At 62.1% G+C, this 15,019-nt stretch carries 18 protein-coding genes; 2 read left to right on the top strand and 16 right to left on the bottom strand.

Going from position 1 to position 15,019, the window contains the following annotated elements:
• Positions 1-70 precede the first annotated feature (70 nt).
• The 3 genes from ACXADQ_RS18795 to ACXADQ_RS18785 form a co-directional block, all read right to left on the bottom strand.
• Positions 71-715 (bottom strand): SDR family NAD(P)-dependent oxidoreductase, encoded by a 645-nt coding sequence (locus ACXADQ_RS18795; RefSeq protein ID WP_475324836.1) that lies wholly within the window; start codon positions 713-715, stop codon positions 71-73.
• A 19-nt stretch (positions 716-734) separates the two neighbouring features.
• A complete protein-coding gene (locus tag ACXADQ_RS18790; protein WP_475324832.1) occupies positions 735-1,199 on the bottom strand; it encodes a DUF1178 family protein in 465 nt (154 codons plus the stop codon).
• Between the two features lie 65 nt (positions 1,200-1,264).
• Complete coding sequence (locus ACXADQ_RS18785) at positions 1,265-1,753, bottom strand: NUDIX hydrolase (RefSeq protein WP_475324829.1); 489 nt, start codon at positions 1,751-1,753, stop codon at positions 1,265-1,267.
• A 277-nt stretch (positions 1,754-2,030) separates the two neighbouring features.
• Here ACXADQ_RS18785 and ACXADQ_RS18780 point away from each other — a divergent pair, with 277 nt between their 5' ends.
• Positions 2,031-2,828 carry an SDR family NAD(P)-dependent oxidoreductase gene (locus ACXADQ_RS18780; protein ID WP_475324826.1) on the top strand — a complete coding sequence of 266 codons (798 nt, stop codon included), beginning with the start codon at positions 2,031-2,033 and terminating at the stop codon, positions 2,826-2,828.
• A 126-nt stretch (positions 2,829-2,954) separates the two neighbouring features.
• On the opposite strand, the gene ACXADQ_RS18775 is transcribed toward ACXADQ_RS18780, so the two are convergent.
• Complete coding sequence (locus tag ACXADQ_RS18775) at positions 2,955-3,605, bottom strand: GntR family transcriptional regulator (protein ID WP_475324822.1); 651 nt, start codon at positions 3,603-3,605, stop codon at positions 2,955-2,957.
• Positions 3,606-3,747: 142 nt separating this feature from the next.
• Between ACXADQ_RS18775 and ACXADQ_RS18770 the strand changes: the two genes are divergently transcribed.
• A complete protein-coding gene (locus ACXADQ_RS18770; protein WP_475324818.1) occupies positions 3,748-4,227 on the top strand; it encodes a DUF3237 domain-containing protein in 480 nt (159 codons plus the stop codon).
• 2 nt (positions 4,228-4,229) lie between these two features.
• On the opposite strand, the gene modC is transcribed toward ACXADQ_RS18770, so the two are convergent.
• The 12 genes from modC to ACXADQ_RS18710 all read right to left on the bottom strand — a co-directional run bounded on the left by modC (position 4,230) and on the right by ACXADQ_RS18710 (position 15,017).
• On the bottom strand, positions 4,230-5,321 hold the full coding sequence (gene modC / locus ACXADQ_RS18765) for a molybdenum ABC transporter ATP-binding protein (protein WP_475324814.1): 1,092 nt from the start codon (positions 5,319-5,321) through the stop codon (positions 4,230-4,232).
• A complete protein-coding gene (modB, locus tag ACXADQ_RS18760) occupies positions 5,318-6,013 on the bottom strand; it encodes a molybdate ABC transporter permease subunit (protein ID WP_475324810.1) in 696 nt (231 codons plus the stop codon). Before modB ends, modC begins: the two co-directional genes overlap by 4 nt.
• On the bottom strand, positions 6,010-6,765 hold the full coding sequence (modA, locus tag ACXADQ_RS18755) for a molybdate ABC transporter substrate-binding protein (protein WP_475324807.1): 756 nt from the start codon (positions 6,763-6,765) through the stop codon (positions 6,010-6,012). Before modA ends, modB begins: the two co-directional genes overlap by 4 nt.
• Positions 6,766-6,771: 6 nt before the next feature.
• On the bottom strand, positions 6,772-7,176 hold the full coding sequence (locus ACXADQ_RS18750) for a winged helix-turn-helix domain-containing protein (RefSeq protein ID WP_475324804.1): 405 nt from the start codon (positions 7,174-7,176) through the stop codon (positions 6,772-6,774).
• 3 nt (positions 7,177-7,179) lie between these two features.
• Entirely contained in the window at positions 7,180-7,515 is a 336-nt protein-coding gene (locus ACXADQ_RS18745) for an ArsR/SmtB family transcription factor (RefSeq protein ID WP_475324799.1), read from the bottom strand.
• 141 nt (positions 7,516-7,656) lie between these two features.
• Entirely contained in the window at positions 7,657-8,874 is a 1,218-nt protein-coding gene (locus tag ACXADQ_RS18740; protein ID WP_475324795.1) for a TCR/Tet family MFS transporter, read from the bottom strand.
• A 97-nt stretch (positions 8,875-8,971) separates the two neighbouring features.
• On the bottom strand, positions 8,972-10,297 hold the full coding sequence (locus ACXADQ_RS18735; RefSeq protein ID WP_475324791.1) for a class-II fumarase/aspartase family protein: 1,326 nt from the start codon (positions 10,295-10,297) through the stop codon (positions 8,972-8,974).
• Between the two features lie 13 nt (positions 10,298-10,310).
• The gene (locus tag ACXADQ_RS18730; RefSeq protein WP_475324787.1) at positions 10,311-11,021 is read right to left on the bottom strand and encodes an alpha/beta fold hydrolase; all 711 of its coding nucleotides are present in this window, start codon (positions 11,019-11,021) and stop codon (positions 10,311-10,313) included.
• Between the two features lie 64 nt (positions 11,022-11,085).
• On the bottom strand, positions 11,086-11,874 hold the full coding sequence (gene pcaD / locus ACXADQ_RS18725) for a 3-oxoadipate enol-lactonase (RefSeq protein ID WP_475324784.1): 789 nt from the start codon (positions 11,872-11,874) through the stop codon (positions 11,086-11,088).
• Positions 11,874-13,043, bottom strand: a complete 1,170-nt coding sequence (gene pobA / locus ACXADQ_RS18720; protein ID WP_475324781.1) for a 4-hydroxybenzoate 3-monooxygenase — start codon at positions 13,041-13,043, stop codon at positions 11,874-11,876. The genes pcaD and pobA overlap by 1 nt, the downstream gene beginning before the upstream one ends.
• Positions 13,044-13,224: 181 nt before the next feature.
• Entirely contained in the window at positions 13,225-14,196 is a 972-nt protein-coding gene (locus tag ACXADQ_RS18715; protein WP_475324779.1) for a threonine ammonia-lyase, read from the bottom strand.
• Positions 14,193-15,017, bottom strand: a complete 825-nt coding sequence (locus ACXADQ_RS18710; protein WP_475324775.1) for an alpha/beta fold hydrolase — start codon at positions 15,015-15,017, stop codon at positions 14,193-14,195. Before ACXADQ_RS18710 ends, ACXADQ_RS18715 begins: the two co-directional genes overlap by 4 nt.
• Positions 15,018-15,019 lie beyond the last annotated feature (2 nt).

Genomic DNA, 15,019 nt, shown 5'->3' with positions numbered 1-15,019 from the left:
CCTAGAATAGTGTCCCAGAAGCGTACCCAAGAGCTTGGTTTTCGGTCAATCAAAGATTGTCTTTCAGAGTCTAGTAAGCGTGGGTGCGGCCGTCCCAGGTTTCGAAACAGCCTGTGGTGTCCGGCCCCAGCGCTTCGAACCGTTGCATCAGACCTTGGGCCGCCTCTTGGACCGAGATTTCGGCCTCTTCGCCCCCCATATCGGTGCGCACCCAGCCGGGGTGATAGATGCCGACAGAAATGCCCAGGCCCCTAAGGTCGGTTGCCAGATTGCGACCCAGGTTCAGCACCGCCGCCTTAGACGCGCGATAGATATAGCTGCCACCTGGCGCGCGGGTATGGCTGGCCATCTGCGACGAGATAATGGCGATTTTGCCGCCCGCAGCCATTTGCAGGTTCGGCAGGAGGGTCTGCACGTTCAGAAACACACCGGTGACATTGGTGGCCATCATTTGCGCCCACATTTCGGGGGGATAGCCTTCGGCCAGGGATTCTCCCTTGTCCAGATACAGACCGGCATTGCAGATCAGCAGATCCACCGGACGCGCATCCATCGCCTGGGCCAGATTGGAGAAACTGTCCGGCTTGGTTACGTCCAGCGCGACATAGTCCTCCCCCTGGCGCGCGGTGCCGGTGACATCGTGGCCCGCAGCGGCGTAGCGCGACAAGAGCTCGTGACCGATCCCACGGTTTGCGCCGGTGATGACAATATGCATGAATGACCTTTCGGGTTGGTCAGTTGGTTTTGCGCCCTGGCAGGAAGGGCAGCGGTAGGACGGGAACGCCATCCTCGATCAACTGCTTGGCGTCTTCGGTTTTTGCCTCGCCATAGATGGCGCGTTCGGGGCTGTCGCCGTCATGCATGGCGCGCGCTTCCTGAACGAATTTGTCCCCCACATATTCCGAGTTTTCCTCGACATGGCGGCGCATTTCGCTCAGCGCTTCTTCGGCCGGGTTTTGCGGCGCGCTCAGCGCGGGCGCGGCCCCGTCCGTTGGCTGATCCGCAGGGGGCTCGATTGGGGCCGCGGTCGAGCGCGCCGGCCGCACACGAGGTGCCATGATGGCCTTTTCAACATTGCTGGACCCGCAAACCGCACAGGTGACCATGCCAGCAGCCTTGAGCTTGTCAAACGCGCTGCCGGATTGAAACCAGCTGTCAAAGCGGTGGTCATTGTCGCATTTCAGCGTGAATTGAATCATGATCCTGCCACATGGCCCGGTTGGGAACTGACCCACTAAATACCGCCGGGCAGGGAAAAATCAAGCTAGGCATACAGCCGCGATGGATCAAAACCCTGCAAACTGCGCGCCAGTTCAGCGCTGCGCACCTTGCGTGCGGCCTTTTGCGGCGAGAACCATTTACGCCGACGTTGCCCGATCTCGGGCCAGTGTTTTTCCAAACGATCGACCTGCACAGGATAGATCAGCGCGATACAGGGCAATGTCACACCATAGGCCGTGTTCTTGCGATAGGAATATAGGCCAAGACACTGGTCAATCGGCGTGCCCCTGACGCCGGCCTCTTCCCAGGCTTCTTGCGCGGCGACCTGTGCAGGGGCCCGTGTTTCCATCGGCCAGCCTTTGGGCAGTATCCACTTACCGGATTTGCGCGAGGTGATCAGCAGGACTTCGGTCTTGGCGTCGCGCTGTCGAAAACACAGGGCGGCGAATTGAGTGCGCAGCTGGGTCTTGGCGGGCAAAACCTTCTGTGCCCGAGGCGGGTGTCCCGAGGGCTCTGGTCGAATAAATGACATCACGTCCCCTGTCCTGTTGCTGTCGCTGCGGGAAAGCTTCCCGGTGGCCGGTTTACCACCGGTCTTGGCATAGATTGTGCACAGCAAGTACCGCGTTGTCACCTGAATTCTGGCATGCATCTTGTGGCTGTCCGAGCGGGCACCACAAATTCTGACCCTTCCCAAACGCGCTCAGGCGGGGGGCGCGGCTCTGACGCATCGTCAAACGGCGTTCCCTCTTGAATGCATGCGACCCAGCAGAAAGACTGTTCCGGCGAGGATGAGGGAGGAGAACATCATGCAAATCGAGGGGACAGTGGCCGTCGTTACGGGTGGGGCAAACGGGATTGGCAAGGCTCTGGCACAGGCTCTGCATCAGCGCGGCGCCGCCAAGGTCGTGGTGGCGGATCTGGATGGGGACCGGGCGCGCGCCGTGGCGCACAGCATCAACGGGCAGGGCGTGGAACTGGACGTGCGCAACGGTGATGCCATCGGGGCGATGATCGATGCCACCGAGGCCCAACATGGCCCCATCGGTCTGTTTTGTTCGAACGCAGGTGTGCTGATGGGCCTGGATGACAGTCTGTCCAGCTCGGTTTGCGCGTCAGACAGCGATTGGCAGACCTCTTGGGATATCAACGTCATGGCCCATATTCACGCCGCCCGCCACCTGGTCACCCGCATGGAGGCCCGCGGCGGGGGGTACTTTCTGAACACGGTCAGTGCGGCAGGGGTGCTGAATCAGATCGGAAGCGCCGTGTATGGCACCACGAAACACGCCGCGATCGGCTTTGCCGAGAACCTGGCCTTCACCCATCGCGATGCAGGTATCCGTGTCTCGGTCCTGTGCCCACAAGCCGTGCAAACGGCGATGATCGAGGGCACCGATGGGGGAGGCTCGGCCGGTCTGGACGGTATCCTGTCCCCCGAAGAGGTGGCCGAAACCGCACTGGAGGGCGTCGAGGCCGAACGCTTCCTGATCCTTCCGCACGCACAGGTCGCCGGATATATGGGGCTCAAGCTGGAAAACTATGATCGCTGGCTGGGCGGGATGGCCAAATTGCAACGTATGCTGCGCCAGGGTCAGCTGACCTAAGAGTCCCGTGCTGTCCCCCCGCGCCAAGGGCCGCAGCGCGGCCCGCCGCCCGAGGGCAAATCCGCAGGATATGCCCGAGATATCCAGTGCGCGTTAGCGCGCCTTTGGATCAAACCCAGCCTGCACCTATCTCACCGGATATTGCGCCGCCAGCAGATCCAGATACCCACGCAGATGCGCCCGCACGCGCTCTTCAGCCAAATCCGCGTTCCCCTCCAGTACCGCGGCTCCAATCCGGCAATAGGCCTGTCTCTTGTCTTCGGCCGCGATGCCCATCCGGTGCCCGATCATATGCGCGTTAATATTTGACAACAGCGCGGCCAGTTCGTCATTCCCCCCGATCCGCGCCAATGTCCGGTTGAACCTGTTGCGCATACGGGCGAATTCGAATTTGTCCTGAGGCGGGGCCTGCGTCCCAAATGGGGACAGCGCGGCCTCTAGTTGCGAGCGCGCCCCAGGGGCCTGAATATTCTCGGCGGCCTGACGCGCAGCCAGGGCCAGCAATTGCTCGAGGATCAGCACGATGTTCACGGCCTGTTTCAGCGATAGCTCACGGATGCGCGCACCCCGGTTCAGATGGGTCTCGACCAGCCCCTGGGCGGTCAGCTTTTGCAGCGCTTCGCGCACGGTCGAGCGAGAGACACCAAAGCGCTCCATCAGGTCGGGCTCGACCAGGCGCTGACCTGCGGTGAACTGGCCCTCGTACAGGCCCCGTACAATATTTCGCGCCAGCACGTCGGCCGAGCTTAGCGATTTTTGTGCCTGTGCCTGTGCCATGCGCCCTCGTTTCTTTTCGGTGCCATTTCACGACATTAGCCGGTGATTGGCAACATGCGGGTGCAGGAATATCTGTGCGCCTCTCTTGTCTTGGGCGGCAACCAAAGGCATCGTGGCCCGACGACTTCCCAAGGAGAGCCACATGACCAGCCCTAACGCCGCCCTTCCGGCCCCCAATTTGCGACATATCTGCGATCTGTATGTCGAACTGGACCCGATCAAGGAAATGGGTCCGGGGCAGGCGGGGCAGCGACGGATCATTCCCATCGTTGGCGGGCGTGTCGAAGGCCCGGTTTTGAATGGAACGATTCTGAACCTGGGCGCGGACTGGCAAACGATTTGGGCCAACGGGGTTGCGGAACTGGATACGCGCTATGCGTTCGAGACCGACGACGGCGCTTTGATCGAGATCCAGAACTACGGGTATCGGCATGGCCCAGCCGAGGTTCTGGCCGCCATTGCACGCGGCGACGAGGTCGATCCGTCGGCGTATTACATGCGCACGACGGCGCGGCTGGAAACCGGCGATCCGCGCTATGAATGGGTGAACAAGACGTTGTTTTCCGGCGTCGGCGCACGTCTGGCCGGTCAGGTTGTGGTGTCTCTTTACGCGGTTGAATAACCCTAGCGTATCGCGGTTCCGCCGACATCTCCTTGCGCGACCGAGACTGACTTGATGATCGCATAACAACGCGTGCCAGGGTGCAAATCCAACCCCTGCGCCGAGCGACGGGTTAGACGCGCCAAAAGCCGGTCCTGCCCGCTTTTCAGGCGCACCAGGGCGCCGGGACCCGAGCCAATCCTCAAGGTTTCCACCTCGACTGGCAGCACATTCAGGGCCGAGATCGCGGCAGGACGCTCCAGGGATAGCATCACCTCGTTGGCATGTATCCGGATCCGCAGATTTGCGCCTTGGGGCGCGGATACGCGGGGCAACAGGAAGGTCCCGCCCGAGCTGCGCAGCTCGGTCAACCCATCGGCATGATGGCGCAGAACTGTCACGGGCAGGATCGCCCCGGCCTCGCGCAGGCCAAACAGCGGAGCCAAATCCGGATCTGACAGAAGCTGGGACACAGGGCCACTGCGCTGCGCGATGCCGTCCTTTAACAGAACCAGCGTGTTGGCCAGACGAGCGACCTCGGCCACGGAATGGCTGACATACAAAATGGGCAGGTTCGCGTGATCGCGCAGGCGTTCCAGATAGGGCAAAATCTCGTCTTTGCGCGCAGCGTCCAGCGCGGCCAGGGGTTCGTCCATCAACAGCAAATCCGGGGCCGACAACAGGGCGCGGCCAATCGCGACCCGTTGTTTTTCGCCCCCCGACAAGGCGCCCGGGTGACGATCCAGCAGATCGCCAATCCCCAGCATGTCCACGACATCGTTTTCAGCTACGGTCGCACGTCGATGAAACCGCTGCCCATAGCGCAGGTTTTTGACAACGCTCAGATGCGGGAACAGGCGCGCGTCCTGAAACACATATCCAACCCGACGCTTATGCGTGGCCAGATGGGTGCCTTTGGCGCTGTCAAACACCGGGCGGTCATTGATTTCGATGCGGCCCTGATCGGGGCGTAATAACCCGGCAATCGCGTTGATCAGCGTGGTCTTGCCCGAGCCCGAATGCCCGAAAATTGCCGTCACCCCCTGGTCTGCGTGAAACTTGGCAGACAGGTGAAACCCCGCCATGGCATGAGAGATATCCACCGAAATGCTCATCCGCGCACCCGTTTCTGAGCCCGCCGCGCCAGTGCCTCGGAGCCCAGCAATGCCCCCATCGCCAACACCACCGATATACCCACCAGTTTCATCGCCGAGCCCTCGCCCCCCGGGACCTGCAACAGCGCATAGATGGCCGAGGGCAGGGTTTGCGTTTGCCCGGGAATGTTGGACACAAAGGTGATGGTCGCGCCGAACTCTCCCAAGGCCTTGGCAAAGGCCAGGATCGCGCCGGCCAGAATGCCTGGCAGGATCAGCGGCAGGGTCACGGTTGTGAACACATGCAACCGCGAGGCCCCCAGCGTCGCTGCAGCCTGCTCCAGTTTGGGGTCCACGGCCTCGATCGCCAAACGGATGGCACGCACCATCAAGGGAAAGGCCATGATCGCCGCCGCCAGCGCCGCGCCCGTCCAGCGAAACGCCAGAACAACGCCGAAATGGTCATACAGAAACGCCCCCACCGGCGCGCGTTTGCCGAAGGTGATCAACAGCAGATATCCGGTCACCACCGGGGGCAGGATCAGCGGCAGATGCACCAGCCCGTTGAACACCTGCTTGCCGATGAATTTTCCCCGGGCCAGCGCCAGGGCCGCAAGGATCGCCACTGGCAATGCGCCCAGGGTGGCCCAGCTTGCGACCTTCAGCGACAACGCGATCGCGTCCCATTCCTGCGGGGTGATCCAGTCCGTCATTGCGGGTCCGGAATCAGAAATCCCGCCTCAAGAAACAACGCCCGGGCGGGCTTGGATTGTAGAAAGTGCAGGAATTCTTGTGTCTTATGGTCCGCGGCGTCGGTGGTCAGAGCGGCCGGAAACAGGATCGGCGGGTGACTGGTATCCGGAAAAGTGGCCAGCACCTGCACCTTGGGCTGAGCCTGCGCGTCCGTGGTATAGGTGACGCCCAGCGGTGTCTCGCCCAAGGCCACCAGCGCGAGGGCGGCGCGCACATTGTCAGTTTGCGCCAGCCGGTCCGAGACCTGATCCCACAAGCCCAAATGCATCAGCGCCGCCTTACCATAGATCCCGGCGGGGACGGCCTCGGTCAGGGCAATGGCCATGCGGTCGGGCCCCAGTCGCGCCACCAGATCAAACTCCGGCCCCAGCGGCCCAAAGGCAGCAGAGCCCTTGGGCGCGATCAGCACCAGCTGATTGCCCAACAGGTTCACGCGGCTCTCGGTCTGGATCAGGCCCCGAGCGGCCAGATGATCCATCCAACCCTGATTGGCGGAAATAAAGATATCCGCGGGCGCTCCGGCCTCGATCTGGCGCGCCAGGGCCGAGCTGCCCGCAAAGGACAGGGTCGCCCGGTATCCGGTCTGGTGCTCCCATGTGGCGGTGATCTCTTCCAGCGCGTTTTTCAGGCTGGCCGCAGCGAAAACGGTCACGTCCTGCGCCCACAAGGGGGCCGGAATGAGCAGGGACAAAAGGGCAAAAAGTCGGAGCATCACGCCTCAATATGTTTCACAAAACATATCGCCAAGGTTCGGCCCGAATGGCAAGCGTTGTCTTTCGTCAGACATATCGGTCAGCAAGTCAGAGATCACCGCGATTTCCTGGGCCCCGGCGGATTCCATCTTGGTTTCCAGCTTGCGAAACGCCTCGAGCACTGTTTGCCCAGCTTCGGTCAGGGTGGCTCCGCCCCCTTTGGCCCCCCCGCGCGAGGACTGCACCAGTGGTGTTGAAAAGGCGCTGTTCATCTCGTCCACCAGGGACCAGGCGCGCTTGTAACTCATGCCCATTTCACGACCCGCGCCCGAGATCGAGCCCGTCTGAGCGATCCGTTCCAACAAGTCTGCCTTGCCGGGGCCAACCTTTAGGCCGTCGTCAAAAACCAGGCGAATGCGAAGGCGCGGCACCGCTTAGCAGCTGGTGCCAGCGGCGTCTTCGGGCCCGCAGAACAGCCGGTACAACAGCTGAATCACTTCATAGGTGTTCTGATCGGCCAGCGAATAATAGATGGTCTTGCCGTCGCGCCGCGTGGTGACCAGACCCTCTTCGCGCAGGCGCGCCAGCATTTGGCTGACCGCCGCCTGTCGGATTTCCAGCAGGGTCTCCAGCTCGCCCACCGATTTCTCACCCGAGCCCAGATGACACAGGATCATCAACCGGCCTTCATGGGCCAGTGTTTTCAAATAGGCGGCCGCCGCTTGGGCGCTGCGGGCCATTTCAGAGGGCGGGGCGGGGGGCGCTTGCATATTCAATTTCGTCAGATCCTGCGCTGTTTGACACATTCTTAACATGTTCGTCGAAAAAGGACGAGAGGGCCCGCCCAATCCACTGGCTAACTGAAATATGTGGGTCTGTGCGGGTCTTGGCAAGCCCAGCAAGGCCAGCAATCAGGCCGCAGCGCGCACTTGCCTGCCACTGGCTGCGAAAACCAGCCCGCCAATCGCCATCAGAACGGCCGCCAAAAGAAAGGGCGCGCCGGGTTGGTGCCAGGGTGCGTCATCGGCGGCGAAATAGGAAAACACCTGCGTCATTATCAACGGGCCGATGATCATCGAGATCGACGCGATCGAGGCCAGCACGCCTTGCAGCTCGCCTTGCTGATCATCCGGGGCGATGCGCGACAGGATGCCTTGCAACGCGGGCTGCGCGATGGCCCCTAGCGCCGAAATCGGGATCAGGGCCATGATGACCCACCCGTTCGAAACCATACCGACCAGGATCAGGGCGATCACCTCGATCCCGATGCCGATCTGTACGGTGCGCATGTCTCCGAATAGGCGCGAGGCCGGGCGGATCAGCGCACCCTGAACCACCGCCATCGACACGCCATAGACCGCAAGCGACACCCCAATCAGCCCCGGTGACCAGCCAAACTTGGCGGTCGAGAAATAGGCCCAGACCGCCGGATACACCACGTTGGCCAGATGATATAGCAGCAGCACCCACAACAGCGGGGTGACAGCGCCCCCCAGTTTCGAAATCGCGCGCAAGGCCGAAAACGGGTTGGCCCCCTTCAAATCAAAGGCGCGGCGCGTTTTTTCGGTGACGGTTTCCTTTAGGACGGTCAGGCCGAACATCGCATTGGCAAAGGCCAGAACGGCCGCAGCATAGAAGGGCGCGCGCGTGCCATATTCAGCCAGCAATCCACCCAGCATCGGCCCCAGAACAAAACCGATGCCAAATCCTGCACCGATCAGGCCGAAATTGGCGGCTTTGTCCTCGGGGCGGGAAATATCGGCCATATAGGCATGAGCGGTGGAGTGGGTCGCCGCCGTAATCCCGCCGATGATCCGCCCGGCCAGCAGCAGCCAGATCGATCCGGCCAGCGCCATCACCAGGTAATCCGCCGACATCACGAACAGGGACACAAGCAACACCGGCCTGCGCCCAAAGGCATCCGACAGCCGGCCCAGCAGGGGGCTGAACAGGAATTGCATCATCGCAAACGAGGTCGTCAGGACGCCTCCCCAGACCGCGGCCGTGGCCAGGGTGCCCCCGCCGACCTCTTGGATCAGATCGGGCATCACAGGCATGATCAGCCCGATGCCCATGGCATCCAGCATCACGGTGATCATGATGAAAACGATCGGCAAACGTTTGGTCATTGGATAATTCGCTCTGAAAAGACCCGCCGCAGGGACGGTTCCCCTTAGATAGGGGCGCTCTGTCGATCCGCAAAGAGGGAATTCTCCTGACCAGCCGTCAGCTTTGGTCGCGCACCCGTTTGGCGAAGGCTCGCGCTTGGCTGGGGGCCTGGCCCATCTGGCTGGCAGGATCAAAGACATCGTCCAGCGCCAGATCCGGATAGGCCGCGCGCGCGACCTGGGCCAAGCTGGTGTCACCGGACACGCGTTGGCACAGCGATTTGGTTGCGGCCTGCGCCTCGGGGCGGGGCAGGATTTCGGTCAGGCGAAACGACAGGGCCTCGGCATGGATCAGGTCGTTGTTGGCCAGGGCGGCGCGCATGGCGTTGGCATCCGGGGTCAGGCCTGCCAGCAGGGGCCGAGCATGTTCCAGCGCTGAGGCCGTGGACAGGCACAGCGGGGGCAGGGTCAGCCATTCGCTCATCCAGGCCGCGCCGTCACGCTCTTGTCGATGCGCACCGGCCCCTTGCAACGTGGCGTTCAACCCCGAGACCGAACGGGCCAGCGCCACGATGGCCGAGGCCCCCACCGGATTTTGTTTCTGTGGCATGGTCGAGGACCCGCCCGAGGCCTTTAGACAGACCTCGGCTATCCCGGATTGGGTCAACAACAGCAGGTCTTCGGCACATTTGCCCAGCGCGGCGCACAGGCGCGTCAGCCAGGCCGACAGGGCCAGAATGGGGCCGCGATCGCTGTGCCAGCTGCGTTCCGGATCCCTCAGGTTCAGGGCTTGGGCCAGATTTGCACGCAGCTCGGGCGCGCGCGGGCCCAGAGCCGATGATGTGCCTGCCGCGCCCGACAGGCTGACCCAAAGCACCCGGTCGCGCAGCGCGGGCAGTTCGGCCAGCAGATCCAGCAAGGGCGCGCCCCAACTGGCCAGCACCGCCCCGAACGAGGTGGGGGTGGCCAGCTGACCCCAGGTGCGCGCGGCCATGGGCAGATCGGCATGAGTTTCGGCCAGCGTGGCCATGTCCTGCAGCAGGCTGGTTGTGCCCTTTTCAAGCAGGGTCAGGAATTGGCGCAGCCGCAGGCTTTGGGCGGTGTCGATGATATCCTGCGAGGTCGCCCCCCAATGCAGGTATTGCGCGTGTTCGGGGGCCTCCATCGCCTTGCGAAAGGCAGTGACCAGACCGGGGATGTTGACGCCGTTCTGGCCAGTTTCGGCTGCCAAGCCGCCGGGATCTAACGGAATTTCCAGCGCCGCGCGGTGGATGAACGTGCCCGAGATTTCCGGGATCAGCCCCATCTGTCCCTGCACCTTGGCCAAGGTACCCATCACCAGTTGCAGGGCGCGGACCTCGGCGCTGTCGGTGAACAGGCGTCCGGCCTCGCCAACTGGAAACAGACGTGTGTAAAGCTCGGAGGAAAAGACCGAAGCAGCCATAGGATATCCTGACTTATTTCTGAAGAATGGAGTCGATCCGAGCGCTAAGACCCGCCGGATCGGCAAAGAACGGGGAATGGCCGCAGGGCATTTCATGGATGCTGTCGGCAGGCCAGTCGGCGGTCATGGTGACCTGAAACTCGGGCGGGATCGTGTGATCGTCCAGACAGCGGATATAGCTGCGGGGCACGCGGTCATAGTTGGGGCCGGTCTGAACGGGAACCGAGGTTGGCTGCGTGGCCTGAATGCTGAGGTTCTTCAGCGCAAAGGCCACGGATTCGGGTGGGCAATCGTGGAAAAAGATGCCCGGAGCCAGCGCCGGATCTGCGCTCCAGCCCTTGCGATCTGGGGTCATGCGGATCGCGGGCAGCAGCGGCTGGCGCGGTGCCTGCATACGGCGCTGGGCCAATGACAGGCCGGGGGCGGGGACATAGGCGCAGACATAGATCAGATGTTGGAACAGATCGGGCGCACGTTCTGCCGCCAACGTCGCCGGATAGCCCCCCATCGAATGCGCCACCACCACGGCTGGCTCGGCCAGTGCGGCCAGAATCGCATCGGCATAGCTGTCCAGCGTGACCTCGGTATAGGGGGTCGGATCATCTCCATGGCTGGGCAGATCAATCGCGCGAACAGTGTGACCCATCGCGCTGAGAACGGGGATCACGTCCTGCCAGCACCATGCCCCGTGCGCTGCGCCATGTATCAGCAGGATGTTTGCCATCGCGTGGTCCCCTTGGAAGTTGGGGCAGGTGTTAGCACGGGCAAGGTCTTGGCGGAAAGGCCGTTCAGATATGGCCGATCTCGCGCAGGAAGCTGGTCAGCGCCTCGGTATAGGCATCGGGTTGTTCAACAAAGGGCAGGTGCCCCGCACGGCGGATCAGCTGGAACTTGCTGCCGGGCACCAGATCCACGGTTTCGCGCACCAGATCCGGCGGGGTCGAGCCATCCTCGGACCCGGCGATCCCCAGCAGTGGCAAGCGCAGGCCTGACGTGGGCGTATAGAAATCAGTCCTCGCGATGGCAGCACAACAGCCGGCATAGCCCTGGGCATCGGTTGCGCCGATCAGCTCGCGCCACGGGGTCAGATCGGTCTGGGCGCGGAACTTGCGCGCAAACCATTTTTCCAGCGTTGCCTCGATGACAGCGTCCGTCCCTTTCGAGTTGACCAGCGCGATCCGGTCTTGCCAGGCTTTGGGCTGGCCGATCTTGGCGGCCGTGTTGGACAGGACCAGAGCACGTATCTGATCCAGACGTTTCACCGCCAACCCCTGGGCGATCATCCCGCCAATTGACAGACCGACAAAGACGCAGTTGCGTATGTTCAGGTGATCCAACAGGGCCTCGGCGTCGCGCACCAATGTGCCCATCGAATAGGGCGCCGGGGGCACCTGCGATTGTCCATGCCCGCGCATATCCATACGGATGATCCGCAGCCCGGCAGGCAAACGCGCGATGACGGGGTCCCAGACTGACAGATCCACCCCTAACGCATGTGCAAAGACCACCGGCGCGCCGGTGGTCTCTCCGTCTTCACGGTAATGCAGCCGAATGTCTGACAGTTCGGCAAACGGCATCAGTAGGGCAGACCCACGTAGTTTTCCGCCAGCACCTTTTGCGCCGCATCATTGTCGCGCAGGAATTCCAGCTCGGCCCGCTGCATGCGGATGTCGAACTCGGACTGCTCGGGGAAGCGGTGCAGGATGCTGGTCATCCACCAGCTGAAACGCTCGGCTTTCCAGATGCGGGTCAGGGCTTTTTCCGAGTAGGTATCCAAGCCGTTGGAATCCTTGTCCAGATAGTGCTGTTTCAGACCGGTATACAGGTAATGGATGTCCGATGCAGCGGTATTCAGACCCTTGGCGCCGGTGGGGGGCACGATATGGGCCGCGTCGCCACACAGGAACAGCGCGCCATAGCGCATGGGCTCGGTCACAAAGCTGCGCAGCGGGGCGATGGATTTTTCGATCGAAGGACCTGTGACCAGCTTGTCGGCGGCCTCTTCGGGGATGCGGCGTTTCAGCTCGTCCCAGAACCGATCGTCGCTCCAGTCATCGGGGCTGTCGTTCAGCGAACATTGCACATAGTAGCGGCTGAGGTTGGCGTTGCGCATCGAGCACAGCGCGAAACCACGCTCCGAGTTGGCATAGATCAGTTCGTGATCCACCGGCGGGGTTTCAGACAGAATGCCCAGCCAGCCAAACGGATAGACCTTTTCATACTCGGTGCGCACATCCAGTGGGATCGCCTGACGCGAGGGGCCATGGAAGCCGTCGCAGCCCGCCACGAAATCGCAATCCAGACGTTGAGATTGGCCGTCCAGCGTATAGGTGATGTAGGGCTTGTCGGTGGTCAGGTCGTTCAGCTCGACGTCGCTGACCCCGTGGATGACAGTGCCACCCATCTGGTCGCGGGCCTCGTACAGGTCACGAGTGACTTCGGTCTGGCCATAGACCAACACGTTGGTGTTGGTGTGCTTGGCGAAATCAATGCGGAACTGTTCGTTGTCAAAGGCGATCAGCGTACCGTCATGTTCGAACCCTTCGGCGTCCATGCGTTTGTCGACGCCGGCCTCGCGCATCAGGTTGACGAACCCGGTTTCCAGCACACCCGCGCGGATCCGGCCCAGCACATATTCGCGTGTCTGGCGTTCCAGAACGACGCTTTCGATCCCTGCCTTGTGCAGCAGTTGAGACAGCAACAACCCCGACGGGCCGCCCCCGATGATGGCTACTTGAGTACGCATGATTTCCTCCCTGTTCGCAAAAGAAGTCTGGTCAATTTAATATACACCGTCAACTAATCTATTTATTTTAGTTGACCTCGTCAATTAAATTTGTCCCTGGGCGAGGGGGCTGGAACGCGTAAATACACGCAAAAGGGCGCGCCCGGTCGAGCGCCCTTCATAGATCCGTTTTCAGGGTTCGTCAGAGAAAGCGATCCAGCGCGCTTTGGAACATCTGGGCGTCCACATTTCCGCCCGAGATCGTCACGATCACCGTGTCCTGCGCGATCGAATCCGTTCGGAACAAAGCCGCCGCCAGCGCCGCCGCGCCGCCCGGTTCCGCGACCACTTTCAAACGTTGAAAGGCCAGAGCCATGGCGTGCAGGCATTCTTCATCGCTGACCACCAGTCCCGGCCCGCACAAACGGTGCATGATCGGAAAGGTGATATCGCCAGGTTGCGGCGAGAGGATCGCATCACAGATCGACCCTGTCATCTGCGGGTTGCGCTCTATTTGGCCGCTTTCCAGCGACCGGCGCACATCGTCAAAGCCCACGGGTTCAACCGGGCGGACGCGCATCTGAGGGGCGTGTTTTTCCAGGGCCAGCGCCACACCCGAGGTAAAGCCTCCTCCGCCACAACAGACCAGAACATCGGCCTGCGAGACGCCAAGCTCCCCGGCCTGGGCGGCGATTTCCAGCCCGGTGGTGCCTTGGCCCGCGATCACCTGCGGCTCGTCAAAGGGTTTGATCAGTGTCAGGCCACGCTCTTGGGCCACGGTGGCCCCGATGGCATCGCGGTCCTGGGTTGCGCGATCATACAGGATGACCTCGGCCCCATAGGCGCGGGTGTTGTCGATCTTCAGCTGCGGTGCATCCGAGGGCATGATGATCACCGCTGAAACCCCGTGCAACTGAGCGGCATAGGCCACCCCCTGTGCGTGGTTGCCGCTGGAAAACGCGATCACACCGCGTTGTCGCTGTGCCGGGTCCAGCGCGGAAAGAGCCGACCACGCCCCGCGGAATTTGAAGCTGCCGGTGTGTTGCAGGCATTCGGGCTTGATCAGCACCCTGCGCCCCGCGATTTCGTCCAGAAAGGGCGACGACAGCAAAGGCGTGTGGCGCACATGGCCCTTCAGGCGCTGGGCGGCGGCCTCGATCATGTCGATATTCATGGCAACGCGTCCAGCCAGGTTTTCAGTGCCGCCAAGGCCTCGGGTTCGTCCAAAAACGGCACATGGGCGCGATCGGGCACATGAGCGACGATCAGACCGGGCATAGCCTCGGCCATTTTGTCGACGGATTCGGGGGACAACAAATCCGAATTCACCCCGTGGATCACCGCACAGGGCAGAGGCGCGATGGCACCGAATAGCGGCCACAAATCCGGGGTCTCGGCATTGGCCATCCCTTCGATCACCGCGTCCCGCAGCTTGGGGTCATAGTTAATTTGCAGCCCGTCAGGGGTTTCCACATGGTTATGCGTGGCCTCTTGCGCCCAGCGTTGTGCGGGGACATTGGCAAAGCCCGGCAATTGCGCGCGCAGGGTCGCGAACTCGGCCAGGGTTTTCACCTGAGGATTCAGGCCCAGATAGCCCATGATCGCCGTCAGCCCGTCCATGTTCAGCTCGGGGCCGACATCGTTCAGGGCCACGCCCAAAAGGCGATCCTTGGCCGTGGCGGCCAGCACCATCGCGATCAGCCCCCCGCGCGAGGTGCCCAGAATGGCGACCTGCTCCAGGCCCAGATGCGCCAATAGTTCCAACACGTCCTGCGCCTCGCGCGGGATCGAATAGGTGCTGTAATCCTCGGCCCAGTCGGATTTGCCGCGACCGCGATAATCCAGGCGGATCACGCGATGACCCGCCAGATGCGGTGCCACAAAATCGAAATCCCGAGCGTTTCGGGTCAATCCGGGCAAGCAAAGGATCGGCAGGCCCGTCCCCTGATCCTCGTAGTACAAAGACAGCCCGTCAGACGTGGTGAAATGCGGCATAG

Source organism: Thalassovita sp. ABM4_323 (genome assembly GCF_056158665.1).
Note: the sequence above shows the minus strand (reverse complement) of the source record. Positions and strands in the feature narration are given on the sequence as shown.

Bases quoted from the DNA above. Each gene is read 5' to 3' on its own strand.
- modC (WP_475324814.1), bottom strand. From the start codon at position 5,321: ATGAGCATTTCGGTGGATATCTCTCATGCCATGGCGGGGTTTCACCTG.
- ACXADQ_RS18735 (WP_475324791.1), bottom strand. From the start codon at position 10,297: ATGGCTGCTTCGGTCTTTTCCTCCGAGCTTTACACACGTCTGTTTCCA.
- modA (WP_475324807.1), bottom strand. From the start codon at position 6,765: ATGCTCCGACTTTTTGCCCTTTTGTCCCTGCTCATTCCGGCCCCCTTG.
- ACXADQ_RS18715 (WP_475324779.1), bottom strand. From the start codon at position 14,196: ATGAATATCGACATGATCGAGGCCGCCGCCCAGCGCCTGAAGGGCCAT.
- pcaD (WP_475324784.1), bottom strand. From the start codon at position 11,874: ATGCCGTTTGCCGAACTGTCAGACATTCGGCTGCATTACCGTGAAGAC.
- modB (WP_475324810.1), bottom strand. From the start codon at position 6,013: ATGACGGACTGGATCACCCCGCAGGAATGGGACGCGATCGCGTTGTCG.
- ACXADQ_RS18770 (WP_475324818.1), top strand. From the start codon at position 3,748: ATGACCAGCCCTAACGCCGCCCTTCCGGCCCCCAATTTGCGACATATC.
- ACXADQ_RS18775 (WP_475324822.1), bottom strand. From the start codon at position 3,605: ATGGCACAGGCACAGGCACAAAAATCGCTAAGCTCGGCCGACGTGCTG.
- ACXADQ_RS18730 (WP_475324787.1), bottom strand. From the start codon at position 11,021: ATGGCAAACATCCTGCTGATACATGGCGCAGCGCACGGGGCATGGTGC.
- ACXADQ_RS18795 (WP_475324836.1), bottom strand. From the start codon at position 715: ATGCATATTGTCATCACCGGCGCAAACCGTGGGATCGGTCACGAGCTC.
- ACXADQ_RS18745 (WP_475324799.1), bottom strand. From the start codon at position 7,515: ATGCAAGCGCCCCCCGCCCCGCCCTCTGAAATGGCCCGCAGCGCCCAA.
- ACXADQ_RS18710 (WP_475324775.1), bottom strand. From the start codon at position 15,017: ATGCCGCATTTCACCACGTCTGACGGGCTGTCTTTGTACTACGAGGAT.
- ACXADQ_RS18790 (WP_475324832.1), bottom strand. From the start codon at position 1,199: ATGATTCAATTCACGCTGAAATGCGACAATGACCACCGCTTTGACAGC.
- pobA (WP_475324781.1), bottom strand. From the start codon at position 13,043: ATGCGTACTCAAGTAGCCATCATCGGGGGCGGCCCGTCGGGGTTGTTG.
- ACXADQ_RS18780 (WP_475324826.1), top strand. From the start codon at position 2,031: ATGCAAATCGAGGGGACAGTGGCCGTCGTTACGGGTGGGGCAAACGGG.
- ACXADQ_RS18785 (WP_475324829.1), bottom strand. From the start codon at position 1,753: ATGTCATTTATTCGACCAGAGCCCTCGGGACACCCGCCTCGGGCACAG.
- ACXADQ_RS18740 (WP_475324795.1), bottom strand. From the start codon at position 8,874: ATGACCAAACGTTTGCCGATCGTTTTCATCATGATCACCGTGATGCTG.